Origin of the sequence: Fischerella sp. JS2 (assembly GCF_032393985.1) — a bacterium.
In the GTDB taxonomy this organism is placed as follows: domain Bacteria; phylum Cyanobacteriota; class Cyanobacteriia; order Cyanobacteriales; family Nostocaceae; genus Fischerella.
In genome coordinates, this window is record NZ_CP135918.1 from 1,713,051 (window position 1) to 1,738,481 (window position 25,431).

A 25,431-nucleotide genomic window follows, 5' to 3' on the forward strand; every position below is an offset into this window, starting at 1 on the left:
TAGTGGGTAGAGACGCGAGGAACATCGCGTCTGTACATTAGTAGTTAGTAGTTAGTTGTTGGTTATTGGTTGTTGGTTGTTAGTGGTTAGTGGTTAGTTGTTTTCCACTCCCCATCACCCTATTGCCCCTAATCCCCACTCCCTTGGGGGAGTGGGGACCGGTCAGTTCCCCACCTCCCTATCACCTCACACCCCTCCACTTCCCCACTTCTCTTGAGGATCAGTCTCTTGCGGCAAATTTGCTAAAAATTCTTGTAGTCTCATCCGTTCTATGTAAGGCCAGCCACCCTCTGACTCAATATCTTTAAGTAGTGAGTAAAGAGCTTGACGGTTATTAGGCAAATTCTCCTGAAAAGCTCCATCTCGAATTTCTCGGTGTAATTGTTCTAACTGTCTTAATAAAGCCAAAAGCGCGAGCGTATCTCCTTGACAAAAGGCTACTGCATCATGTACCACCCTGACAATGTCTTGGAGCTTGTAAGATAATTTCTCTGACTCAAAAATTTTGCCTTGATTCATGCCAACTTCTGTCAATGAGACCAACTCAAATTTACCGAAGATTTCCCACTTTCATTGTTCGCTAAAAGACTTGTTTACGGAAAACAAAGGAAATTAACCTTTAGATACTTCATCTTCATTTGTGCCTGGGAAAAGGAAAAGGTGAAAGGGTAAAGGATGTTGCTTCCATCCCTTGCGCTTTTTTCTTTCGCTTTTAACTAAAAAGTATTGCATAGTAAATGTGAGATCGCTTTGATTTTGAGTTAAAAAAAATCGTATGATCTGGCTGATCTCCCCATAAAAATATGGGCTGTATGTAGTGGCGGCAAATATATCACAAAACGACAAAAGCGACACTACGAAAGTAAAAATACTGGCACACTCACGGACACTGGGTGATGACCCTAAAAGTTGTAGCAACAATATTTACAGTAGCTCTCAACTTGAGAAAACCGTCCGGAGGTTGGATACAGTATCTTCTTTCGAGTAATCTGCTCAAGTTAATGTGTATCGAGGCGTACTCATCCATAAACACGCCCTAGCTTTAATAAATGCCGCCAACAATAAAACTGCTGGCTTTTACTTGCCTTTAAGATGCTTTCCTCGTTGAATGCCTCTTGGCGAGTCTGGTGTTTCAACTTCAGGCTCTAAAAGCAGAACTTTGAGTAAGTTGCAGTTTTACAACTTAAGATATCAATTTTTGACATTGAGGTTGACCATGAGGTTTCGCGCTGTAATTGTTGCACTCTTGGCTTTGTGCTTGGGGTTACTAACTGCTTGTAGTGAGGGTCCTACTGCTGGTAGTACAGACTTACTCACCTACGATCAAATTAAAGGTACTGGTCTAGCTAACAAATGTCCCCAACTCACAGAAACAAGTCGTGGTTCTATTCCCATTGATGCTAGCCAATCCTACGTCATAAAAGAACTTTGCTTAGAACCAACTAATTTCTTTGTAAGAGAAGAACCTGCTAATAAGCGCCAAAAAGCAGAATTTGTTGCTGGCAAATTAGTCACTCGTAAGACATATTCACTAGATCAAATCGAGGGCGACCTAAAAATCAATTCAGATGGTAGCCTTACCTTTGTGGAAAAAGATGGCTTTGATTTCCAAGCTACCACCGTGCAATTGCCTGGAGGTGAACGAGTGCCTTTCTTATTTACCATCAAAGGTTTGGTTGCTCAGTCACAACCTGGTATGACTAGCATCAATACCTCAACAGATTTTGAAGGTACTTTTAGAGTTCCTTCTTATCGTGGTGCTACCTTCTTAGATCCCAAAGGTCGCGGTGTTGCCAGTGGTTATGATGCTGCTGTGGCTCTCCCTGCTCAATCTGATGATGAAGAACTTCTGCGCGCTAACGTCAAGCGTGCTGATGTGATGAATGGTAAAATTTCGCTCTCCGTAGCCAAAGTAGATAGTGCTACTGGTGAAATTGCGGGTACATTTGAGAGCGAACAACCCTCTGACACTGATTTAGGTGCTGGTGAGCCTAAAGAAGTCAAAGTTCGTGGTATCTTCTACGCTCGGTTAGAAAAAGCTCGTGGTTAAACGATTGTGAGTACAAAACTTGACTGCGACTCAAGATAGCTATTGTTATCGTCTTCTGTGGCGATCACAATAGCTAATCCTCCGATCACCCTTGTAGACACTCGTCACAAGGGTGATTCTTTTTGATGTTCCTTCTATCCCTTACCCTTTCAACGAAAAGTATTTGAATACACATTTAGTTATGAGGGCGCACGGCTGTACGCCCCAACCCTATATTCAATTCATACAAGAACAGCTTTAAGTATTATTTCTGACACAAATTTTCTTTATCTCATTGCTATCTCTTGAGTTTCGGTTTTTATCTATACGCTGAAATTCTCTTAATTTACTTAAATTAAGTACAATCTCGGTTTTAAATAAAGTAAAAAATTTTATATGTTTTGTATGTGTTTTCAAAAACTGTAACTCATACCAAAGTTTACTAATTGATTACTCTTTTCGCTGATTTAAATCACTCCTGATAGCAGACACTTCCATTACGACGCTTTGTGTCTCCTATAGGAGTTATTTTCCATGTCCATATTTTGAGACTTAAATAATACAAGATATGTACATTGGAGCTTGGTTTAACTGCGAATAGTTGACTGTTTGTTTGCCAAAAGAAACAAAACGGTGCTATGCCAACTACACTCACCCATGAACTGAAGCATGAAATTTTACAGCTGCTACGAGAATATCAGCAATCTCGCTCAGCAAATGTTCGCAATCAATTGGTGAAACTCAATTTTGGGCTGGTGAGAAAAGAAGCTCACTATTGGATCAACCAGTGCCATGAAAGTTATGAAGACTTACTCCAGGTGGGCTGTCTGGGTTTAATTCGAGCAATAGAAAGATTTGAAATTTCCAAAGGTCATGCCTTCAGTTCTTTTGCTATTCCCTACATTCGGGGCGAAATTCAACATTATCTTAGAGATAAAGGTGTGACCGTACGAATTCCCCGACGCTACTTAGCACTGCAACAGCAGGCTATAGGAGTTTCGCGTTCTTTGCGGGAAAAATACAATCGTCAACCAACCGATGCAGAATTAGCCGCAGCATTGGAAATTTCCATCCAAGAATGGCAGGAAATTAAATTGGCATGGATGAATCGCGCTCCTTTAAGCTTAGATGTACCAGTCCAAGATGGAGAAGAAGGGGCTACTTGCTTAGGAGAATTGGTTGTTGATCATCGCTATCGTAGTTTTCAACTGGCACAAGAAGATCAAATTCGTTTGCAACAAGCGCTGTTCCAGCTTGAGAAACGTACCCGCGAAGTCTTAGAATTTGTGTTTTTACACGATTTAACACAAAAACAAGTAGCAGAACAGCTAGGTATCAGTGTTGTCACTGTTTCTCGCAGAGTTAAAAAAGGGCTGGATTTGTTGAAACAGTCAATGAGTTTAGCAGAAGATTAAATGTGAAAAATTAGGTTATAACGGTATCAGATTTCACACTAGCTTTAATATAAAAGCATGTTGATTTTGATACATAAAAAAATAAGGTATAGAGAGGGGCTGATGGGTAGAAATTTAAAAATATTAATTGCAGCCATTTCAGTTTTAGCGATCGCTGCCTGTGCCTCTGAAGGTGAACAACAATCGAGTAATCCGACACCACCTAGTACGCCAGCGCCAACGCAAAAAGCGCCAGCACAAACATTTAATAATCCTGTAGTGCCTGCTAAATCAACTTTAGTCACTTCTGCAACTGCTAGCTTGATTCAACCCACCAATGCCAAAGAACGGATAGATATTGTGTCAAAAGGACGTAATGATCCTTTTGCTCAAATTATTGGACAATCGCCGCTAGGATTATCAAATACCACTGTAGGAATGCGACCTGTTCCCAGGTTACTACCTTTGCCAATTACCAGCACTAGAGGTACATTAATAACGACAAGAACACCGCAAAAAAGCAGTGTAGTGTTAAGTGCCAAATTAAGTAAATCAAAAAACAATATCACCAAAGGAGTTTCCAACAAAAATCTTCCGAACTTAACTCCTGTTTTACCTACAGTTATGCCCCAAGTTGTTCCCGAACAACGTTTGGCATCTGTATTACCACCACCACCACAACCAGATTTAGCCAAGGCGGTTTTTGTTAGTGGTGTGGTTATGGTTAGTAATCAACCTCAAGCTATCATTAAAGTACCAAATGAGCCAACTAGCCGTTACGTACAGGCAGGACAACGACTAGCAAACGGAGTGTTAATCAAACGAATTGAAATGAACGAAGGTTCAGAACCGATCATAATTCTGGAACAATATGGTATGGAAGTTACCAGAATGGTTGGTGAAGCAGCTGCTAGCAGTCCGCCAACAGCGACAACAGCTACTACTGGCAATCCTGTTTCAGCAGTATCGCCAGACCCAAACCCGGTTAATATTGGATCTTCGTAAACAAGATGGAGACAAAGGAAAAAGTAGAATTTACTGGTTTACCTCTGGCAGTTTATCGCGAGGTAGCGGCGCATCTACGGCAAGTAGAAGGAGTGGCAGTAGAATTAATTCCCCAATCTTCTCCACAGTTCGATTACAATCAAAGCCAAATTGCTGGCTTGTGGATTTCAGTTTCTCCTGACTCTGATTCTATGAGTCAAAAAAGAGTGGAACAAATTTTGGCTTATTATCGCAGTCGTTATACTGTTTGATAATTTGAGTTAAATAAAGTTTCCAAAAAATATTTTGGGTAAGATTTCTCTACCCAAATTTTCATTTATATGTGTTTGGTAATTTACATTATCAAAGGATTGCGTCAACCAAAAACAATACGGTGACGCATTAAAATTCACTGACTCACTTGGGCTAAGTCCAGGAATTAAATGAACTTAATTAACAACAAATGTTACTTCAATTCCAGCTTTTCATGCTCAGAAACATCAGCTGGTTTACCAGTAACAGCACCCTTCACCAAGCTAATGGTGTTTGCTACTAGACTTGATGGAGAATCCCAATATTCAGCTTTTTTGACACTAACTTTGATTAAGGCGATATCAGGTTCGTCTATTCCTTTGGGAAACCAAGCCTGAAGTTGTGGTTTCCATAATTCCTCTAGTTTTTGGCGATCGCGTACCAATTCAGCTGTACCAGATAAAGAGACATAACGTTGTTTGTCTGGTGCAGCATAACTGACATTAACTTGATGATTGCGATGAATTTCAAATACTTTATAAGAACTGGCATAAGTGAAAAACCAGACATCACCATCAAACTCAACTTCTCGATTTGTAGCCATCGGACGGCTATGTAATTCACCTTCTTCGTTTAAAGTTGTTAACATAGCGTATTCGATATCTTTAATCAAATCTCGGAGTTTTTTTAAATTTTCACTACTTGTTTCATGAGACTGAGTCATCATTTCTTATTTCCTTTTTATTTTGCTACTCAGTAAAAAATATGCAAACAACTCAAAACAGGTGCAAGAATTTATTGTATTTCGCACCTCCAAGCAAATGTAATGATTTCTTTTCTCAGAATAGCTTTCTACTCAATTAATAACCTAAGCCAATAGTTAGGTTTTTTATTAAGTAGTCGGTAGAATTTGTGGCATTAGTCGGGATGCATGTGAAGAGTTAAAGGAATTTAAAAACCTTTTGCTCTAAAAGATGCAAGTTAAACTCTTGCATAATACCAATTGAAAAAAAGAATGCAATACATGAATAATTATGAAACCTGTCCCCAACCTTCCCCGTAAACTGGGAGAGTGTCTTTAGGGGAGTGGGGTTATTTGCCCTTAAATATTTTTTGAATTGGTATTACTTTTGCAAGAGTTTTAATAAATAACAAATATAAAAAACACACAGATAATATCATCTGTATTCATCTGTGTGCATCTTTGGTTATATTTATTTATTACAACGGACGATAGACGCGATAGTTGATACTAGGGAATATATTATCCATTAACTCAACTTTTTCTAACCAACCACTATCAATTTTGCCGATATTGATATCTTCGTAGAGTTTGTTAAACCGCATGAGGTGCGATCGCGTCCTTCTTACAGCATAAGGAACCATCGTGCCTGTCCGCATAATAAATGCCCAGTCAGAAGATTGTGCTAAAAGTAACTCTCTTGCGGCTTGGTTAAGTGCTTTCCATTCCAGTTCGTCTGCTGCTTCTCTTTTAGAGAGTTCAATCATACGTTCAGCAGCTTTATGTAAATGAGGGTAAATCCACGCATTGGTTTCATTCAACCAATACTCATGGAAACCCTTAAAACCCCAGCTTGATTGAGATGGACGGCAAACTTGCTGATGCGGTTGGGCGCGCAAATAATCTGCTAAGTGAGTCATTTGATACGTTTGTTGGTCGTACCATGACTTGCGGAACAAATAATCAATAAACCAAGGCCCTTCATACCACCAATGTCCAAATAATTCCGCATCATAGGGGGAAACTACAATTGGCGGACGCTGCATAATACCGTAGAGATGTCCTACTTGCTGCTCACGGTTATACATAAAATTACCTGCGTGTTCGGCAGCTTTCTCCCTTGCCCAATAGGGATCGTAGAGGGCTTTGTCTGCTAAACCTAAACCACGACCAGTTATTTTATGATATTTAATGCCCGTATTTTTTCGTTGACCATTGGGCATAATGTAGGGCTTGATGTATTCGTATTCAGCTTCCCAACCCAAATCTTTGTAGAATTCTCGGTATTCTGGCGCACCAGGATAGCCTACTTCAGAAGACCACACCTGTTGAGAAGATTCATGGTCACGTCCAAAGGCAGCCACACCAGTTTCTGTAAAAATAGGGGCATAGGTACCAAAGCGAGGGCGGGGACGGGCGTAAAGGATACCATGTCCATCAATTAGAAAATAGCGCAAACCAACATCTGCCAACATCCGCTCTAAGCCTTCATAGTAGGCACATTCAGGCAGCCAAATTCCTCTAGGCGGACATCCAAAATTTTCTTCATAGTGTTCAGAGGCTACCTTTAACTGCGCCCACACAGCTTGGGGATACATTTTCATCAGTGGTAGATAACCGTGGGTAGCACCGCATGTGATGATTTCGAGATTGTTTGTATCTTGGTACTGCTTAAAAGCTGTTACTAAGTCACCTTTATATTGCTCCCAGATTTTTCTCGTGGCATTAAATTCACTGGCATAATGTTCGGCTAAATATTTAATATGACCGTTATGAGTGTTATGCTCAATTTCCAGTTCTACAAGTTCTTCCAACTTTGCTAAGTGTTCGTCGTAGCGTTCTTGTAGTAACGGATCACGTAGCATTGACACCAGAGGTGGTGTCATACTCATAGTGATTTTGAAGTCTATACCGTCTCGCTTTAACCCTTCAAAAACTCGTAGTAAGGGAATATAAGTTTCTGTAATGGCTTCATAAAGCCATTCTTCCTCCAGTACATAGTCACTTTCTGGATGCCGGACAAAGGGCAGATGAGCATGGAGTACTAGCGCAACGTAGCCGATAGCCATAATGATTTCAGGTATATATTGATTGAAGGTTGGGGATTTGGCAGAAGTTAACAATATTTTAAGACTTTCTGGGGATCGTAACAGGCTTTAGCCAATTCTTTATGATGGCTGATACTCCACACTCGAAATAGGCAGCTATGCTCGAGTTGATTGTTCCTTCTAAGCAAAAGGAAAATATTACAAGTGAAAAAGCAAATCACTTTAATTTTATCTATCTTCACTAGTACTGTTTTTGCAGCAATTCCAGTTCAAGCCGTTCCTTCTGTTGATCTACCCAAACAAACAAATTCCCCAAATTTAGAAAAAAAAGCACCAACACAACCCACTACACTCACACTTCAAGATTTGCCATCTGGTTATAAGGAAGTTCCACCCCAACTCAAAGAAGCGATCGCAGTTCAGTTGGAACCTTTTAAACGGCTAATTGCTAAAGAAAATCTGCCACTAAATAACTTTTTTGCCTTTATCGAACCCCAAAAAATGGAGGTAGTTATGGGCTTTACGGGAATGCTAGCAAATCAAACCCAACAAGCTCAATTTGATGCTGCTTTACAGCAAGTGCAGCAACCAGAGTTTGAGAAAGAAATCAAAAAATTGCAGCCAGTACTACCATCAGATCAGCAAGTTCAATTACTAGATTACAAAGCCCTTCCTGAAGCTAATAAACTCGCTAACACCTCTACAGGTTTTAGTTTAGGTGCAAAGATCCAAGAACTACTAGTAAATTTTGATGTCATCGGTTTCCGTCGTAGTAATTTTGGATCATTTACAGCAGTAATGCACTTAAAAGAAAAACAACCTTCTATATCTGTGAAGGATGTGGCTACCAAGCTTGATAGAAGGTTTTTGCAATCATCTTCTACAACAAATGTACCAAAATAAATCCGCACAAATAAAATTCGTTGGGTCGTCATTTGTCACTTATCATTAAGTATTGGGCATTGGAAAGAATTTTGGATTTTGGACTTGCGATTTTGGATTGAATTTCAATCTAAAATCCAAAATCTAAAATTTCTTGCCCTCCTTGTTCCTCTTACCAATTTTTAATTTTTAATTTTTAATTTTAATTGATAAGTCCCCGATTCCTATTGTTCACTCTCTCGATACAACTCTTGCAACTCTTGTAACTGTGTTCGTCGAGATTTCTGGCGATATTTTTTACTTTCTAACTTCGGTTCGTACTTGTGCTTACCTTTACCTTTTGTTTTTACCTTCACTGTAGATTCTGGATCGGCTTGCTGATTAAGTTGAGATTGACGGGCGATCACTTCTTCTAAAAACTCTAAATAATGCTGATAACGCTCCCAATCTCCTTGTACTGCACAATCAGGTTCGTCTCGATGCAGACAATTACTAAATCGACATTTAGCAACAGCTAATCGCTGCCTAGCTTCTGGAAAATAAGTAGCTAATTCTTCTGGTGTACAATCCAAGTCAGGTTGATTAAAACCAGGCGTATCTGCTAACAAACCCCCACTCGGCAAATCAAACAACTCTACATGGCGAGTAGTGTGACGACCACGAGCAAGTTTACCAGAAATTTCACCTACTCGTAGGTTAATGGTAGGAATCAAAGTATTGATTAAACTGGACTTTCCCACACCTGAAGGGCCAGCAAGAACAGTGATATTGTCTTTGAGTAGGTTTGCTAGCTCGTCAATATTTATACTTTTATATACACTGATAAATATTGGCTGATAACCCCAATTGCTTAGACGTTGATGTATTTCCGCCTGCTGTTGGGTTGTAATTAAGTCACTTTTATTTAGACATAAAACTACATCTAAACCTGTAGACTCAGCTTTTACTAGAAAGCGGCTGAGTTGATAGGGTTCTAGAGGTGGATCAGCAACAGCAAACACCAAAAGAATTTGATTGACATTGGCGATCGCTGGACGATCCAATTGATTTTTTCGGGGTAAAACATCAGCGATCGCGCCTCTTTGACCAGTCCAATCTGGTTCTTCTACTACGACGCGATCGCCTACCATTACCTGCTGACCAATTTTTTTTAAGCGCGTTCTACGAGTACATAATAGGAGTGGAGAAGGCGGAGAAAAGGGAGAAAATAGCTTTTTATCTTCCTTGTCTTCCTTTTCCTCCTTGTCCCTGTCCTCGCCTCCTAAATCCAGTTGTACTCGATAATAATTAGCCTGCACGGCTAATACCGTACCCAACAACCTAAAAGAATCTCGTAACGCTTCCTCTGTCATGAGGTGCTAACGGGACGGCGTACTAACAAAGAAAAATAGCCAGCGCAGTCTGTAATTTGCTCTACCTGATAACCAGCCATTGTCAGACTATCAGGGACTTGCTCAATTGGCTCACCAGGGTCTAGCCAGACTTCTAATAAAGCTCCGGGTTGCATTTGTTCTAAACGGAGCTTTGTACGCACAAAATTAATCGGGCAAGGAGTGCCACGCAAGTCAAGTTGAGCATCAGGAGTTGAAACAGAAGATAGACTCATCGTGGATGAAATATATTACCCAGAAAACCTTCTATACCACCTTTACCAGTGCGGTCTCCTCTAATTTTAGCTAGCTTTTCTAACAATTCTCGTTCCTCTGGAGTTATCTTGGTGGGAATATCTATCAATACTGTAATCATGTGGTCGCCTCGACTCACTGGGTTCCCCAGACGTGGCACACCACGATTTTCTAACTTCATTACCGTATTTGGCTGGGTTCCTGGTGGAATAGTCAGTTCTACAGGCCCATCTACTGTATTCACTTCTAAGCGAGAACCCAAAATAGCTTGGAGATAGCTAATTTTTATTTCTGAAATAATATTAATGCCATCCCGTTGGAATTCTTGGTCTTCATTGACAAACAAGTAGACGTACAAATCTCCAGGCGGGCCTCCACGTTGACCTGCGTCTCCTTCTTGAGATATCCGCAAGCGTGTTCCGTTATCTACCCCAGCAGGAATGGTAATTTTGAGTTTCTTTGTAACTTGATTTGCCCCCTTACCGTCACAAGCGTCGCATTTGTCTTCTATGACCGTACCTGTACCATTACAGGTGGGACAAGTCGAGACTTGAGTAAAACTACCAAATGGTGTTCTCGTTACACGGCGTACTTGACCTGAACCGCTGCAAGTTGAACAAGTGCGAGGACGAGTACCAGGCTTTGCACCAGAACCGCTACAAACTTCGCAAGTCTCTAAATGCGAAATGCGAATTTCCTTTTCACCACCAAATACTGCTTCTCGAAAGTCTAACTTCAGGTCTAGCCGTAGGTCATCACCCCTAACTGGACCACTGCGTCGTCTTTGTGCTTGAGTGCCCATACCACCGGCAAAGCCACTGAAGATGCTTTCAAAGATATCGGCAAAACCACCCATATCAACATCTTGGTAGCCTACGCCGGCTCCAGCAGAAACTCCAGCTTCACCGAAGCGGTCATAACGAGCGCGAGTTTCGGGTTCTGAGAGTATCTCATAGGCGCGGTTAATTTCCTTAAAGCGCTCTTCGGCTCCCGGTTCCTTGTTCACATCTGGGTGATACTTCCGGGCTAAGCGGCGATAGGCATGTTTGATTTCTTCTTTATCGGCGTCACGAGAGACACCCAGAATTTCGTAATAGTCGCGGGCCATATAGCAAAGGTGAAAGTTAAAAGGTAGAAAGCAGCTATGCAGGGATAACTTCGTAGACGCACAAGACTCAAAGCGTCAACTCGATTGAGTTGCAACTTGCCTTAAAGCTCGTGGGACGGCTTACGCCCCCAAGAAGTTCGGGCAGACAGAAGGGGTTCTCCACCAATTTGCGATCAAAATCGCGAATTTGTGTAGGCCCCACAGAAGGCAGAAGGCAACGATTAAATTTTATTAATATATTGATTTTACCTTTTACCTTTTATATAAATCACCAGCAAGTTTATAGCAACAGGTGCTTTCTTCGTGAAGCAGCGCATTGCGGAACCAGTGCTAACTAGGAGGTTTCTAAGGCTGTGCGCCCATAGGAATTAACAGCATTGTTGCACCTGCTCCGTTGTCGCGACTGCCGTCAAAGACGACAAAGCTTTGGCCTGAAGCTGTCTCTTTTACAATTGTGCTACGTATAAGAGAAAAACTCTGCCCATTAGTTAGAGGGGCTAGCCGCACTTATAGGTGTGGAAAACCCCCCATGAGTCTGAAATTATATATTTTTGAATCGTGGATAGTGATTAGTGGTTATTGGATAGTAGATAGTGGATAGTGGTTAGTGGTTATTGATTAGTGGTTGATGGCTAATAACAACGACCAATGACCTATCATCCATTACCTACTAACTACTAATGTACAGACGCGATGTTCCTCGCGTCTCTACCCACTAACTACTAACATTTTTAATCTATAGTCTCATAATCAGCATGTAGAGTATTTTCCTCTTCAAAATCAAAGTTAAATTGTGGTGTCAGTGTGCCATGCAATGACTCAGATTGTTCCGGTGTAGGGGAACTATGTGCATAGGAAGGAACATCATCTTCTTGACCATCGTTAACACGGTTGTAAACTTCAGCACCTATGTTAAATAGAGTTTGCTGGAAGTCTTCTAAGCGCTGTTTGAATTCTGCAACCGAAATGCTGGATTCAGAAATAGCTGCTTTCAGATAGGCAAGTTTTTCATCTGCCAAACCTTTCATCTGTTCGCCGATCAAGTTGCCATTATCTTTAATTGTCGATTCGTAACTGTAGAACAAATTGTCCGCTTGGTTTTTCAATGCTGCTAGTTCTATACGTCTTCTGTCTTCTTCGGCAAACATTTCAGCTTCTTGCCGCATTCGTTCAACTTCGTTGCTGCTTAAGCCACCTGTGTTAGTTATGCGAATACTCTGTTCTCTGCCTGTACCTTTGTCTTGAGCAGAGACTTTCATGATTCCGTTGACATCAATCTCAAAACTTACTTCAATTTGTGGTACACCACGAGGCGCTGGGGGAATTCCTGTGAGTAAAAATTTACCCAAGCTTTTATTATCTTTTGCCATCGCCCGTTCACCTTGGAGGACATGAATTTCCACTGAGGTTTGTCCATCAACAGCTGTGGAAAAAACTTGGGATTTACTTGTAGGAATTGTAGTGTTACGTTCGATGATTTTGGTGAATACTTCTCCTAGAGTTTCAATTCCCAGTGACAGAGGTGTAACATCTAATAACAGGAGATTGTCAACTTCGCCACCTAGTACCCCAGCTTGGATAGCAGCTCCGAGTGCTACTGCTTCATCTGGGTTAATAGAACGATCAGGTGTTTTGCCGTTAAAAAATTTAATTAAGGCATTTTGTACAGCAGGGATACGAGTAGAACCGCCTACCAAAATAATCCGATCAATGGCTTGTGGTTTCAGGTCTGCGTCTTTGAGTGCCTGAACCATCGGTTCTATAGTGGCTTCTATTAAATGACCCGTCAATTCTTCAAATTTGGCACGGGTGAGTTCCATTTCTAGATGTTTTGGTCCTGTTTCATTGGCAGTAATAAATGGCAAGTTAATCGAAGTACTTACCATAGTTGAAAGTTCAATTTTTGCCTTTTCTGCTGCTTCCCGCAAGCGTTGCAGAGCCATTTTGTCTTGGGAAAGGTCAATTTTAACTTGCTGTAAAAATATATCTATCATCCAACGGACAATACAGTTGTCAAAATCGTCTCCACCCAAGTGGTTGTTACCACTAGTTGCTTTAACTTCAAACACACCATCCCCTAATTGCAGGATGGATACATCGAAAGTACCACCTCCCAAGTCAAACACTAGAATTAGCTGTTCTTGGTCTTGCTTATCTAAACCAAAAGCTAAAGCGGCTGCGGTTGGTTCGTTAATGATCCGCAAGACTTCAAGTCCAGCAATGGTTCCAGAGTCTTTGGTTGCTTGTCTTTGAGCATCTGTAAAATAAGCAGGTACGGTAATGACTGCTTTTGTTACCGGTTCACCCAAAAAGTTTTCCGCATCCTGTTTGAGCTTTTGTAGGATCATTGCGGATATTTCTTGTGGTGTGTAGTTTCGTCCACGAATTTGAACATCAACAGTATCATCTCGACCTTTAACACAGTTATAAGGTACGCGATCGCGTTCTGCATCTGTGTCATCCCAGCGACGACCGATAAATCGTTTGATACTGTAGATTGTGTTTTCGGCATTCGTGACGGCTTGGCGCTTTGCCAGTGGACCAACTAAGCGCTCACCACCCTTGCCGAAACCCACGATACTAGGAGTGGTTCGTCCACCTTCTGAATTGGCAATAACAATTGGTTGACCACCTTCCAAAACTGCGACGCAACTGTTGGTAGTGCCTAAGTCGATCCCAATAACTTTTCCCATGTGTATCGGTATTTTTACTGAGTACTTTACTCCTCGAAGTATAGGTAGCAGCTTTCGGAGGACAGTTTTTCCAGTGGTGTTTATTCCACTGGCAACCGTCCCTCCGTTGGCGTTCCCACTGGGGAAAGCGACAAAACTTCGGGCGTTATATTTCGCGGACTACCTTTTGTACGTTTTTATATGCGATGCTCGCCTAGTTAGTCAGTGGTCATTAGTCATTGGTCAGTGGTCATTAGTCATTGGTCATTGATTAATAGTTACTACTTATTACAAATGACAAAGGACAAAGAACAAATGACAAATGACGACTATTTAACTATTTGCTGGAGGAGACTGGTTTTCCTCTGAAGATGGCGTATCTTCTTTAGGAGCAGCCACTTTAACCATTGCATGGCGTAGCACGCGCTCGCCCAAGTAATATCCGCGTACTAACTCTTCTAACACTGTTCCTTCAGGATATTCATCCGTAGGTTCCCGCATTACTGCTTCGTGTAGGTTGGGATCGAATGGTTGACCTTCGGGACGCATTGGTGATACACCTAAGCGCTTCAGGCAATCTACTAGTAATTTGTAAACTCCTTGATAACTTTTATGAATTGCCATTTCCCCATCGGTTTGGGGTTTGATTTGCGATCGCGCCCGCTCGAAATTATCAACTACCGGTAGCAATTCAGTAATAGCATTCCGCTTTGCCTGCGCCTCTAGATCCTCTTTTTCTTTAATAGTGCGTTTGCGGTAATTCTCAAAATCTGCCGCAATTCGCATATATTGGCTGCTACGTTCTTCTAACTGAGCCTTGAGAGACTCGATTTGTTGACTCATCTGTGCTAAAGCAGCTGTATCAACTGTCTGAGTAGCAGCAACCCCGTTTTCTTGACTGGGTATAACTGTGTTTTCAGGTACGCTAGTAGCGTCTGCCACTTGCTCTGTCACCTCGCTGCCAGGTTCATTGGCATCCATTGGAACTGGGGAGTCACTGTTCATTGCTTGTTTGACCTCTGTTGGTTCACCCAATTGCTGACTCGTGTTGTTTATTTGTTTATCTTCGTCCATCATTATGTACTCATCCCAGATACTTGATACGACAATTTATCGCCATATTTGCAGCTATACATTAGACTTTTTGTAGAAATTGAGAAAAGAGTAAAGTTTGTTGTAAGGAAAAGGTAAAAGAAACTGGAACAAAGAATTGCTCAATAAAATTCCTTTACCCTTTACCCCTTACTCTTTACCCTTGCTCTACAAGAGTGCAAGAAGTCTATGGCTAGCTGGCAACAATAGGTGTGTTTTGTTGCCGACATTCTCCTGGAAGTGATGTTACCGTCATCTATTTTGACAAATGCTGGACATCTTAGTGCAGACGCTAATGCTAGAGAAAAGCCAATAACTCTGGTGCTCTTGAATTTTGGCGATTGCCACTTTTTGCTGGTCTCTTGGAAATATAAGATTTTCTAGGTATATTTCACAAATTTATTTTAAATATTTAATAAATATATCCGCAAATCAGCATCAAAGCCTTATGGAGCAAGAGCCAAAACCTAATTAACGTATAAGTATAAATAATTACTTGTACAACAAAGTAGCAGAATACAGAAAACTAAGTTACTTAGTATAAATTTTTTTAACATTTTACCTTCTGCCACGGCGCTTCTTGTTCGCCTGCAGGCGAACAAGAAGCGCCTCCTCTGCCTTTGTTCGTTGGGTATGTAAATTCTTGTTCACAGCTTGGGAATACTCTATTGAGAGGTTCCCGATATTTATAGTTGATATATGACTAACTCGTCACCACAACGGCGTAGTACAGCTCTATCTACCAGAGCAGAATTTTCACCCTTTGGTAACAAACTTGTACAATCTGGCTTTGTCAACAGCGAACAAATGAGACAGGCGCTAATTGAAAGCCGCAAGTCTGGTATCCCTTTAATAGAAGTACTCGAATCAGTATCGGGGCGACAATTATCACCAGAGTTACTCAGGCAGTACAAAAAACAGCAGTTATTTGAACTTAAAATACTTTACGGCGTAGAATCCCTCGATCCGGAAATTAGTTCGGTAGGTAGCACCACAGTAGCCCACCTGATTGATACCCTCATTCCAGTAGATGTTTGTCGTCGTCACCGCTTAGTACCACTGTCGAAAAACGAGGATCAAAACCCGCCCTCTGTGCTAGTGGCGATGGTTGATCCAGATAATCTAGAAGCTTCAGATGACTTAAACCGGATTCTGCGCCCCCAAGGCTTGACCTTGCAGCGCATGGTAATTACTCAAGAAGATTATCAACTTTTAATCAACGTATATCTGAATGATTTAGCTGTTCGGCAAAAGCATTTAGAACAAGAAAAATATACAGACATCAATCAAGATTTAGAAAATCTAGAAAATCTTAACCTAAATGACGCTCCAGAAGAATCCGAAGCTGACTTAGGGGCGGCGATGAAGGGTGCTGAAGATGCACCTGTGATCAATCTGGTGAACAGAATCTTGGCTAAAGCACTGCATGAGAAAGTATCTGATATTCATATAGAACCACAAGAAGAAAACCTCCGCATTCGCTTTCGTAAAGATGGGGTTTTGCGGGAGGCTTTCGACCCTTTGCCAAAAAAAATCATTCCTGCTGTGACAGCGCGGTTTAAAATCATTGCCAATTTAGATATTGCTGAACGACGCTTACCTCAAGACGGACGGATTAGACGCTTGTTCGAGGGGCGTAAAGTTGACTTCCGTGTAAATACTTTACCCAGTCGCTACGGGGAAAAAGTAGTACTACGGATTTTGGATAACTCTGCCACGCAACTCGGTTTAGATAAGCTAATTACCGATCCAGAGACGTTGCATATTGTTCAAGAAATGGTTAGCCGTCCCTTTGGCTTAATTTTAGTAACAGGACCGACAGGTTCTGGTAAGACAACTTCGCTGTATTCAGCGCTAGCAGAAAGAAACGAGCCGGGAATTAATATCAGTACTGTAGAAGATCCAATTGAGTACAGTTTGCCGGGAATTACTCAAGTACAGGTAATTCGGGAAAAAGGGTTAGATTTTGCAACGGCATTAAGGGCATTTTTGCGACAAGATCCAGATGTGCTACTCGTAGGTGAAACACGGGATAAAGAAACAGCAAAAACGGCGATTGAAGCAGCATTAACTGGTCACTTAGTATTAACTACTTTACATACTAATGATGCTCCTGGTGCGATCGCTCGTTTAGGAGAAATGGGTATTGAACCTTTCATGGTTTCTAGTTCATTGATTGGTGTCTTGGCCCAGCGTTTGGTACGGCGTGTGTGTCCTGACTGTCGCATTCCCTACACACCCACAGTAGAAGAACTCGCCCGTTATGGTTTGTCGGCTTCCCAAGAAGTAGAAGTAACCTTTTATAAAGCTAATACTCTGACCACAGAGGAAATTCAAGCAGCCAAAACTCAAGGTCATATTTGTCCCACCTGTAATGGCGTAGGCTACAAAGGACGTTGTGGTGTCTATGAGGTAATGCGAATCAGTGAAAGTCTGCAAACCCTCATTAACGAAGAAGCACCGACAGAACGCATCAAAGAAGTAGCAGTAGAAGAGGGTATGAAAACCTTGCTGGCCTACAGCTTGGACTTAGTACGTCAAGGTTCAACCACCCTAGAAGAGGTAGAACGAGTCACCTTTACTGACACAGGCTTAGAAGCAGAACTGAAAGCCAAACGCAAGACTAGTCTGACTTGCCGGACTTGTAATGCGGGGTTGCGGCCAGAATGGTTGGATTGTCCGTATTGCATGACGCCTCGTTTTCAAGATTAGTCAATAGTCATTTGTCGTTGGTTATTTGAAAACAACTAACAACTAATGTGCAGACGCGATGTTCCTTGCGTCTCTACCCACTAACAATCAACAAATAAAACAGGAAAAAACTATGGAAATGATGATTGAAGATTTAATGGAGCAAATGATTGAAATGGGTGGTTCGGATATGCATTTATCTGCTGGTTTGCCCCCCTATTTTCGCATTAGTGGTAAATTAACACCCATTGGCGAAGAGCCTTTATCTGGGGATCAGTGCCAAAGGTTAATTTTCAGTATGCTCAATAACTCCCAACGAAAAACATTAGAGCAAAACTGGGAGTTAGATTGTTCTTATGGTGTTAAGGGATTAGCACGTTTCCGCGTTAATGTTTATAAAGAACGCGGTTCTTATGCAGCTTGTTTGCGGGCATTAAGTTCTAAAATACCTAACTTTGATAAATTAGGTTTGCCCGATGTAGTACGAGAAATGTCGGAAAAGCCCAGGGGATTAATTCTAGTTACAGGCCCTACTGGTTCTGGAAAAACAACTACTCTAGCGGCAATGATTGATTTAATTAACCGCACACGCGCAGAACATATATTGACAGTAGAAGATCCGATAGAGTTTGTTTATGAACCAATCAAAAGTCTAATTCATCAAAGGCAATTGGGTGAAGATACAAAGAGTTTTGCTAATGCTTTGAAAGCCGCTCTTAGAGAAGATCCAGATATTATTCTGGTAGGAGAAATGCGGGACTTAGAAACTATTTCTTTAGCTATTTCTGCTGCTGAAACTGGTCACTTAGTATTTGGTACTTTACATACTAGTTCGGCAGCACAAACTGTTGACCGAATTATTGACGTTTTTCCCCATGAAAAACAAACTCAAGTACGAGTACAGTTATCTAACTCGCTAGTAGCAGTATTTAGCCAAACTTTAGTTCCAAAAAAGAATCCCAAAGCAGGTGAATTTGGTCGAGTAATGGCACAGGAAATAATGATAGTTACTCCAGCTATTTCTAACTTGATTCGTGAAGGCAAAACAGCACAAATTTACTCATCTATTCAGACAGGTGGTAAATTAGGTATGCAAACTCTGGAGAAGGTTTTAGCTGATTTATATAAAGTAGGAACTATTTCTTTTGAAGCAGCAATGTCTAAAACTTCTAAGCCAGATGAAGTGCAACGTCTTATTGGTCCTGCTGCACCACCTGCTGCCGGAAAAGTCGGTGCAACTGGGGCTATAAAAACACATTAAAAATTTCGTTATTAGTTAATAGTTCGTTGTTGCTTGAATTTTTCAGTATTTTCCAAACAACTAACAACTAATAACCAACAACTAATTTATTCACTTTCATACGGATAGAGGAAATTCATGCCTACATTCGTTGCTCGTATTCGGGATGCCCAAGGCAAATCTAAAACAGAAAAGATTGTTGCAGAAAACTTAGCAGAAGCACGTACTACTCTCAGACAGCAAGGATTTGTTGTTCAAGACTTGAAAAAATCTCAAGGTTTTGGAGATTTTGATCTAAAAAAAATTCAGACATCATTAGTCAAAGTTTCTGTCAAAGATAAAGCAGTTTTTTCTCGTCAATTTGCTGCTTTGGTGAATGCAGGAGTCGCTATAGTGAGAAGTTTGGGAGTACTATCTGAGCAATGTACTAATCCGAAACTCAAACAATCCCTTTTGGATATTAGTAGTGAAGTTCAAAATGGGGTAAACCTTTCGGAAGCAATGCGTAAGCATCCTGATTGTTTTGATGGTTTATATGTCAGTATGATTCAGGCTGGCGAGGTTGGTGGTGTTCTAGATGAAGTACTAAATCGCTTAGCTAAGTTACTAGAAGATATTGCACGTCTACAAAACCAAATTAAATCAGCACTTGCTTATCCAGTTGCTGTTAGTATTATCGCGATCGCTATTTTTGTGGGTATGACGGTTTTTCTGATTCCCATTTTTGCCAAAATTTTTGAGGAATTAGGAACAGAACTACCACCCTTGACTCAATTCATGATGTTTTGTAGTGAAGTTCTGCGAAGTTGGCGGATTTTTGTGTTTGTTGGATCTTTGATGGCATTAGCATTTGCTTACAAACAGTACTATAAAACTCGTGTTGGTAAGGAAACTATTGATCGTCTTTCCCTCAAAATGCCGTTATTTGGTGACTTAATCCAAAAGTCATCTGTTGCTCGTTTTAGCCGTACTTTTGGGGCTTTAACTCGTTCAGGTGTGCCAATTCTCACTTCTTTAGAAATTGTGCGAGATACTTCTGGTAATCAAGTAGTTTCTAATGCTATTGATGCAGCACGTGTAGAAATTCAACAAGGAGGTATGATTAGCATTGCCTTACAAAAAGAGCAAGTTTTTCCGCCTATGGCAATTCAAATGATCAGTATTGGTGAAGAAACTGGTGAATTAGATGGCATGTTGATGAAAATAGCTGATTTTTATGAAGATGAAGTAGAGCAAGCAGTGAAAGCCCTTACTAGTGTTTTGGAACCAGTAATGATTGTAATTTTGGGTGGAATGGTTGGTACTATTTTGATGTCAATGTATTTGCCTTTATTTAAGGTATTTGAAAAGTTAGGCTAAAAGAAAATTAAGGATAAAGGATGAAAGATTAACATTATTTTTTCATCCTTAATTCCAAATTGAAAATAATAATTTATAATTCATAATTTTGATTATGCTCTTCAAAAAATCACATTATGAAACTAGTTTAGCTGAGTATAGTAATAATATTGGTGCGATCGCACTCCTTAAGCAACATCGTCCATACTTGGAAATGATTCCCAGTCTGCGTCGTCCAGACGAAAGCATCATTACCATTCCTTTGCCAATTGTGCGTTTGCATGGGGAAGCAACAACTACAGGTAAAACTATTTCTCTACCCTGTGATGTAGCAATTTTAATGTGTGATCCTGAATGGAAAATTAAAACAGGCAGCGAAATTATTGTTTTTATTCATCGTCCCCATGAAGACTTTTCAGATTTTTTGGGACGCTGGCGACAAACACAAGTTTGTTTGGATCAAGACTATGAATGGTTGATGTCCCCCCGCTACCAACATATTTTAAGCGAGGGGACAAATACTATATATCCTCTGTTTGTGGTTTTTCCAGAGACACTTGAGCGGATCAAGCGGGGTATATTAGGCGCAGATTTACCGTTTGTGGTGCAAACTCCAGAATTAATGTTGGATGAGGAAGAAGAGGGATTGGGGATCGGGGATTAGGGACAAAACAATTCAAAATTCAAAATTCAAAATTGGGAAGACAAGGGAGACAAGGAAGCAGAGGAGAAAAACTAATCACCAATGACAATTGACAATTACCCATTACCAATTACCAACCTATGCGACAGTATAAGTATTCAAGCGAAGATGATCTCAAATAAATCAAACAGTCTGCTTAAGCAGACTTTAGCTATAAGCTATAAGAGTGCAATTTAAAATTTTACTTGTCAACTTTCATCTTTAAAAACTTTAACTCTATGACCTATTTCTACAATCGTTATCAATAAAATATCGTCATAAATTATCATACAAGATGCAATAATCACCTACTCTAATTCGATAACCATTTTCTCTATTTTTTAACTTCTTTACCCCATTTGGACGGGGTTCTGAGGCTAAATCGTCAATTTTAGCTTGTATACATTCTTGAAATTCTGATGATAGCTTATTGAGTTGTTTTAAAGCTCGTTTGGATATCTCAATTTTATAACTTATGCAACATCCTTTTTCAGTTCATTTTTAGCTTGCTCTCATAAAACAGTGCCATTGATACGTATATCTTCTTTAGCAGCATCATAAGCTTTTAAATATTCTTCATCTTCTTCATCATCGATTCTTTTTAAGAGTGCATAAATTTCGTCTAAAGTGCTGTCGGAAGCTTGATTTAACAGTAAGTTAATAGCTTTAACTAATTCTTCTCTTTCGTGTTCGGTTTTCATAAATGCTCCTAGATTAATTAAGAATTGAGAATTAAATATATCTTAGTTTGGCTATCACCATCTCTTTCAGGGTCTACCAGGCACTTACCCCACTCAATACATTGTTTTTTGATTTCAAACTAGTGGTTTTCTAACATAGGATAATACTCTTACACCCCCACATCTATTTTCAAGATATATATCAGTTATGAGACTACGATTTAAATCGCAAGCGGAATTTTTTTAAAGACAAATTAGATGAGATAACTACTCAATAAACAGCAGCAGGTCAAGAAGCAAATAGCCTTCAATAGGTTGTTGGATAGGAGCAATTAATTATGCTGATTTTAAAAAGTTATTAAATTTGATTTTGCAAAGACTTCAATTAGAGGACTTTGAGGTAAATCAACTATTACGCCGTAGTGAATTTTGGAAATTTTACAGCGATCGCTTTGAGCGTATTCGCATTTTACTTCCCCAAAAAATATTCAATACTATGGGAAGCTATATCAAACAAGATGTTGATATCTTGAAAGATGACGGTAGCGACCCAACAGAAATTTGTATTTTCGATTTTGGTGAGTGGTTTGTAGTAGAGTTCTTTCGTGGAAGATGTAGTGAAACTCGTTTATTTCCCAAGAACTCAAAAAATCAACAGATACTTTTCGGTCAAAATCAGCTATCTGTTAAGCAAATTCGTTCTCTTGGTGGTGATACACACGATCATGCTTATCTTTGGCAATACTATTGTTGTCAATAGCTAGCAAGTAGGAGAATTTATCCTAACCCAGGTACACAACCTTCCCAAACCCCTACAGAAGATAAATTAAGACAGCGACGGATAACACTTCAGTACTGGGAAAGCGAAATTAAAAGGCTAGAGGAGGAAGCAAGGCACTACTGTAACTAAAGAACTCTAGAATTTTGAAGGTATGTAGTGAGGGCTTTAGCCCTCACATTTTTAAGCACTAAAGTGCTTACTACAAACTTATCTGACAAACTGCGGCATAATTTCAGCAGCAGTGAATATTCCGTGTATGCCACGTTGATGTAAGGTTATGCCTGCTTTTAGATAGCCAAAGGCTGGGCCACAAACGTTTGCGGCCATGCTGGTTTCATCGCCTAATGTAAAAGTGTGAGTAGAAATCTTACCTTCAAAAGTACGGCCTGTTACCTTGACGTTTGTACTAAGAGGTTTTTTGGGATTTCTGGTATCAACGACACCGCCAACAGTAACGCGATCGCGTGAACAAATTCCTGCTAACTCTAACATCACGTCGTCGGCGTGTTCCATATTTTCCAATGTCAACACGCCATTAGTTTTATCCAAAAGGGCTTCTACTTCTGCATCTGTCATCGCCCTGGCTGTTTCTACGTTGTAACCAGGCATGTGGGCAATATCTTCGCGGATAGTCGCGCGGTAAGCTTCCCAATTAGCAATCCCTACTCCAAAGGTAATTTCTACTCGATGAATTTCAGCGTAGCTTTGGGCGGCGATCGCTGCTGCTGCTGTTAATAGTCCTGGTGTCGCCCCGCATCCTGTCATGTAGGTAATACTTGCGGCTTGTAGTTCTTCTTTCAGGGCTATTAGTTGTTCTACTGCACTTGTACGTTTAATAGCATCTACTAATACCCCACGCCAACCAGAATTAATAAATTGCTTGACGACAGTTGGAATAAAATCATTGGGTAAGTTTGGTAAAGCTAAGAAATAACCATTTACAGGCTGATTGCTTTCTATTAATTCCTGAATACTACGATTGGTTAATGTGCCAAATGATTCTAAATAACCTACTGAACCCTGGGACTGATATGTGGCAATGCACTCTTGGGCATTTAAACCCTCGGTAGCGTAAGCATAACCTTTATTGTCTGCTGCGGCTACTAAAATCATTTCTCGTTTGGGGGCAAGGACTTTAGCAGCAGCTTGCCCTAGTCCGCCAAAACCCAGTACTCCGATACGTATTGCTTTAGAAAAATTGGTAGAACCCATTACTTGGTTTGTATTCATAAGTTAATTAGCTGAGTTAAATAATTAGCTTTCACATTCAGCCTCTATAGCAATTTTCCTACTCTTGATTGCTGATTATGACTTTGTTTATAGCTAATAGCGATAAATTTTATCTTGATTTTTGATGCTAGGTTATTCTGTTGTGTAACTACGCAATAGACTATGAAGGTTCTCGGTTGGGTGTAGTACAGTTTTGACCTCTCTGCTACATCTTCTCTACACCCTTACACCCCACACCTATTTTCAAGACAAAAATGAGTTAAGGCGATCGCGCTGTTAGTTAATTTGGGCAAAATTAATTATAATGATAAATATTTTCAATAAAAATCATGCTTTTATAACTGATTTTATTGGCTCTACTAGGACTAGCACTGGATTTCTAAGCTTTATACAATTTTGTTGATAGTTAAATTTTGAGCTTGACTTCTCGATCAGGTTAAGAGAAACTTACATGTAATAGATGTGTTGACTAATAAGACTAATAATTTTTGTAAAGTTTCTGAGATATATATTTTGAGAGATGGAACATTAGTTAACAAATAGCTAATTTTGTAGCTAAGGAAAAATGCTGTTCCCTAGAGCTACATTTTTAGCCATTTGCTAGAGCAGTACAATCCAAGCGTACTATTTGTGGTTGGCCAAAAGCATGGAGACATTAGAATTCATCATTTATCCAGATGGTCGGGTACAGGAAAAAGTCACTGGTATTGTGGGTAATTCCTGTGCCGAAGTGACAGCGGCTATAGAAGCACAGTTGGGACTAGTGCTTAATCAAGAGCCAACCTCAGAATTCTTCGCCGCCAAGGTGCAGCAATCTGGAGTGGTGAACACCCAAACCGCTTATAGCGATTGGTAAATTAGCAAACACAAACACTTAGTTGAGTCGATTCATAACCGCCATGTCACACTTTAGCCAAATTAAAACTCAAATTCGTAATCTTGAATCTTTGCAAGAAGCTCTCTCTGACTTGGGTATAGACTGGAAACAAGGTCCGCGCGAAGTGCGTGGCTATCGTGGTCAAACTTACAATGCCGAGATTACTATCGAGCAAGAAAATGGTTACGATGTTGGTTTCAAATGGAATGGTAAAGAATACGAGTTGGTAGCTGATTTGCAATATTGGCAACAAGACTTGTCTGTAGAAGGATTCTTACGCCAGGTAACACAGCGCTATGCCTATCATACAGTAGTAAAAGAGACAGCGCGTGCAGGCTTTCAAGTTGCTGAACAACAAAAAAATGAAGATGGTTCAATTCGCCTGGTAGTACAACGCTGGAGTGCGTAAATGTCTGATTTTTTGCCGTCGCTGGAACAGAAGGAAGATAACCGATCCGGTCTAGAACCAGAATTAGGCGGCTTTTTGCGGAATACCCCAGATCGTTCCGGTTTAGAACCGGAATTAGGGGGTATGTTGCGCCAAAAAGGTGTCTATGTTGATGAAATCACCTGTATTGGCTGTAAACACTGTGCCTTTGTTGCCCGTAATACTTTTTATATAGAACCCGATTATGGGCGATCGCGTGCAATACGTCAAGATGGCGATCCAGAGGAAGTAATACAAGAGGCAATAGACACTTGCCCCGTTGATTGTATCCACTGGACTGATTATACCGAACTAAAACGGTTAGAAGAGGAACGTAAATATCAGGTCATACCTGTGGTGGGTTATCCTGTGGAAGGTGCAGTTGCAGCTGCTGAGCGAAGACGCAAAAAGCTAAAATTAAAACAAAAAAAATCCCGTTATTAAATACAACTGGTTCCACAACAATAATAAATCATAAGAGATAGGGCTGGCTTTACCAGCCTTTTTGTTTTTTAGATCAATTTAGTTAAAAATTTGGTTTTTTGGATGGACTGCTTTATCATATCTTTGTAAAGATTGAGTATAAACATCATGAAATTCTTGTTAAATCACCTTAGATCTAGTGTGATTTTGATTTTCTTGCTTTAAGATTTTTAA

The 25,431-nt window shown here is 40.3% G+C and carries 24 protein-coding genes; 13 read left to right on the forward strand and 11 right to left on the reverse strand.

What is annotated here, in order from left to right:
• Nucleotides 1–186: 186 nt before the first annotated feature.
• Nucleotides 187–519, reverse strand: coding sequence for a hypothetical protein (locus tag RS893_RS07130; protein WP_315790509.1), 333 nt, complete (start codon nucleotides 517–519; stop codon nucleotides 187–189).
• A 697-nt stretch (nucleotides 520–1,216) separates the two neighbouring features.
• Between RS893_RS07130 and RS893_RS07135 the strand changes: the two genes are divergently transcribed.
• From RS893_RS07135 to RS893_RS07150, 4 genes are all read left to right on the forward strand, one after another.
• Entirely contained in the window at nucleotides 1,217–2,050 is an 834-nt protein-coding gene (locus tag RS893_RS07135) for a photosystem II manganese-stabilizing polypeptide (RefSeq protein WP_315790510.1), read from the forward strand.
• 617 nt (nucleotides 2,051–2,667) lie between these two features.
• The gene (locus tag RS893_RS07140; protein WP_315790511.1) at nucleotides 2,668–3,444 is read left to right on the forward strand and encodes an RNA polymerase sigma factor SigF; all 777 of its coding nucleotides are present in this window, start codon (nucleotides 2,668–2,670) and stop codon (nucleotides 3,442–3,444) included.
• A 102-nt stretch (nucleotides 3,445–3,546) separates the two neighbouring features.
• On the forward strand, nucleotides 3,547–4,428 hold the full coding sequence (locus RS893_RS07145; RefSeq protein ID WP_315790512.1) for a hypothetical protein: 882 nt from the start codon (nucleotides 3,547–3,549) through the stop codon (nucleotides 4,426–4,428).
• A gap of 5 nt (nucleotides 4,429–4,433) precedes the next feature.
• Nucleotides 4,434–4,679 carry a hypothetical protein gene (locus RS893_RS07150; protein ID WP_315790513.1) on the forward strand — a complete coding sequence of 82 codons (246 nt, stop codon included), beginning with the start codon at nucleotides 4,434–4,436 and terminating at the stop codon, nucleotides 4,677–4,679.
• Nucleotides 4,680–4,873: 194 nt separating this feature from the next.
• On the opposite strand, the gene RS893_RS07155 is transcribed toward RS893_RS07150, so the two are convergent.
• Both RS893_RS07155 and RS893_RS07160 read right to left on the reverse strand, forming a co-directional pair.
• Complete coding sequence (locus RS893_RS07155; protein WP_315791899.1) at nucleotides 4,874–5,383, reverse strand: pyridoxamine 5'-phosphate oxidase family protein; 510 nt, start codon at nucleotides 5,381–5,383, stop codon at nucleotides 4,874–4,876.
• 497 nt (nucleotides 5,384–5,880) lie between these two features.
• The gene (locus RS893_RS07160) at nucleotides 5,881–7,470 is read right to left on the reverse strand and encodes a glycoside hydrolase family 57 protein (RefSeq protein WP_315790514.1); all 1,590 of its coding nucleotides are present in this window, start codon (nucleotides 7,468–7,470) and stop codon (nucleotides 5,881–5,883) included.
• Between the two features lie 183 nt (nucleotides 7,471–7,653).
• Here RS893_RS07160 and RS893_RS07165 point away from each other — a divergent pair, with 183 nt between their 5' ends.
• Complete coding sequence (locus tag RS893_RS07165; RefSeq protein WP_315790515.1) at nucleotides 7,654–8,352, forward strand: hypothetical protein; 699 nt, start codon at nucleotides 7,654–7,656, stop codon at nucleotides 8,350–8,352.
• Nucleotides 8,353–8,555: 203 nt separating this feature from the next.
• On the opposite strand, the gene rsgA is transcribed toward RS893_RS07165, so the two are convergent.
• The 5 genes from rsgA to grpE all read right to left on the reverse strand — a co-directional run bounded on the left by rsgA (nucleotide 8,556) and on the right by grpE (nucleotide 14,810).
• On the reverse strand, nucleotides 8,556–9,683 hold the full coding sequence (rsgA, locus tag RS893_RS07170) for a small ribosomal subunit biogenesis GTPase RsgA (protein ID WP_315790516.1): 1,128 nt from the start codon (nucleotides 9,681–9,683) through the stop codon (nucleotides 8,556–8,558).
• Entirely contained in the window at nucleotides 9,680–9,937 is a 258-nt protein-coding gene (locus RS893_RS07175; RefSeq protein WP_315790517.1) for a sulfurtransferase TusA family protein, read from the reverse strand. Before RS893_RS07175 ends, rsgA begins: the two co-directional genes overlap by 4 nt.
• Complete coding sequence (gene dnaJ, locus RS893_RS07180; RefSeq protein ID WP_315790518.1) at nucleotides 9,934–11,064, reverse strand: molecular chaperone DnaJ; 1,131 nt, start codon at nucleotides 11,062–11,064, stop codon at nucleotides 9,934–9,936. Before dnaJ ends, RS893_RS07175 begins: the two co-directional genes overlap by 4 nt.
• A gap of 731 nt (nucleotides 11,065–11,795) precedes the next feature.
• A complete protein-coding gene (gene dnaK, locus RS893_RS07185; protein ID WP_315790519.1) occupies nucleotides 11,796–13,757 on the reverse strand; it encodes a molecular chaperone DnaK in 1,962 nt (653 codons plus the stop codon).
• Nucleotides 13,758–14,069: 312 nt separating this feature from the next.
• Nucleotides 14,070–14,810, reverse strand: coding sequence for a nucleotide exchange factor GrpE (grpE, locus tag RS893_RS07190; RefSeq protein WP_315791900.1), 741 nt, complete (start codon nucleotides 14,808–14,810; stop codon nucleotides 14,070–14,072).
• 717 nt (nucleotides 14,811–15,527) lie between these two features.
• Between grpE and RS893_RS07195 the strand changes: the two genes are divergently transcribed.
• From RS893_RS07195 to RS893_RS07210, 4 genes are all read left to right on the forward strand, one after another.
• Nucleotides 15,528–17,540, forward strand: a complete 2,013-nt coding sequence (locus RS893_RS07195) for a GspE/PulE family protein (protein ID WP_315790520.1) — start codon at nucleotides 15,528–15,530, stop codon at nucleotides 17,538–17,540.
• Between the two features lie 112 nt (nucleotides 17,541–17,652).
• Entirely contained in the window at nucleotides 17,653–18,780 is a 1,128-nt protein-coding gene (locus tag RS893_RS07200) for a type IV pilus twitching motility protein PilT (RefSeq protein WP_315791901.1), read from the forward strand.
• 117 nt (nucleotides 18,781–18,897) lie between these two features.
• Nucleotides 18,898–20,118, forward strand: a complete 1,221-nt coding sequence (locus RS893_RS07205) for a type II secretion system F family protein (protein WP_315790522.1) — start codon at nucleotides 18,898–18,900, stop codon at nucleotides 20,116–20,118.
• Between the two features lie 94 nt (nucleotides 20,119–20,212).
• Nucleotides 20,213–20,761 (forward strand): hypothetical protein, encoded by a 549-nt coding sequence (locus tag RS893_RS07210; protein ID WP_315790524.1) that lies wholly within the window; start codon nucleotides 20,213–20,215, stop codon nucleotides 20,759–20,761.
• 294 nt (nucleotides 20,762–21,055) lie between these two features.
• Here the strand turns inward: RS893_RS07210 and RS893_RS07215 are convergent, their stop codons facing one another.
• Both RS893_RS07215 and RS893_RS07220 read right to left on the reverse strand, forming a co-directional pair.
• Nucleotides 21,056–21,256, reverse strand: a complete 201-nt coding sequence (locus RS893_RS07215; RefSeq protein WP_315791902.1) for a type II toxin-antitoxin system RelE/ParE family toxin — start codon at nucleotides 21,254–21,256, stop codon at nucleotides 21,056–21,058.
• Nucleotides 21,257–21,291: 35 nt separating this feature from the next.
• Complete coding sequence (locus tag RS893_RS07220) at nucleotides 21,292–21,480, reverse strand: hypothetical protein (protein ID WP_315790525.1); 189 nt, start codon at nucleotides 21,478–21,480, stop codon at nucleotides 21,292–21,294.
• Nucleotides 21,481–21,790: 310 nt separating this feature from the next.
• Between RS893_RS07220 and RS893_RS07225 the strand changes: the two genes are divergently transcribed.
• Nucleotides 21,791–22,219 carry an EH signature domain-containing protein gene (locus tag RS893_RS07225; protein WP_315791903.1) on the forward strand — a complete coding sequence of 143 codons (429 nt, stop codon included), beginning with the start codon at nucleotides 21,791–21,793 and terminating at the stop codon, nucleotides 22,217–22,219.
• Nucleotides 22,220–22,447: 228 nt separating this feature from the next.
• On the opposite strand, the gene bioU is transcribed toward RS893_RS07225, so the two are convergent.
• Nucleotides 22,448–23,470 (reverse strand): (S)-8-amino-7-oxononanoate synthase BioU, encoded by a 1,023-nt coding sequence (gene bioU, locus RS893_RS07230; protein WP_315790526.1) that lies wholly within the window; start codon nucleotides 23,468–23,470, stop codon nucleotides 22,448–22,450.
• Nucleotides 23,471–24,116: 646 nt separating this feature from the next.
• Here bioU and RS893_RS07235 point away from each other — a divergent pair.
• From RS893_RS07235 to RS893_RS07245, 3 genes are read left to right on the forward strand one after another with little or no spacing between them, the layout of a single operon-like run.
• Complete coding sequence (locus tag RS893_RS07235; RefSeq protein WP_315790527.1) at nucleotides 24,117–24,326, forward strand: DUF2997 domain-containing protein; 210 nt, start codon at nucleotides 24,117–24,119, stop codon at nucleotides 24,324–24,326.
• A gap of 43 nt (nucleotides 24,327–24,369) precedes the next feature.
• The gene (locus RS893_RS07240) at nucleotides 24,370–24,756 is read left to right on the forward strand and encodes a DUF1257 domain-containing protein (protein WP_315790528.1); all 387 of its coding nucleotides are present in this window, start codon (nucleotides 24,370–24,372) and stop codon (nucleotides 24,754–24,756) included.
• Entirely contained in the window at nucleotides 24,757–25,218 is a 462-nt protein-coding gene (locus tag RS893_RS07245; protein ID WP_315790529.1) for a ferredoxin, read from the forward strand.
• Nucleotides 25,219–25,431 lie beyond the last annotated feature (213 nt).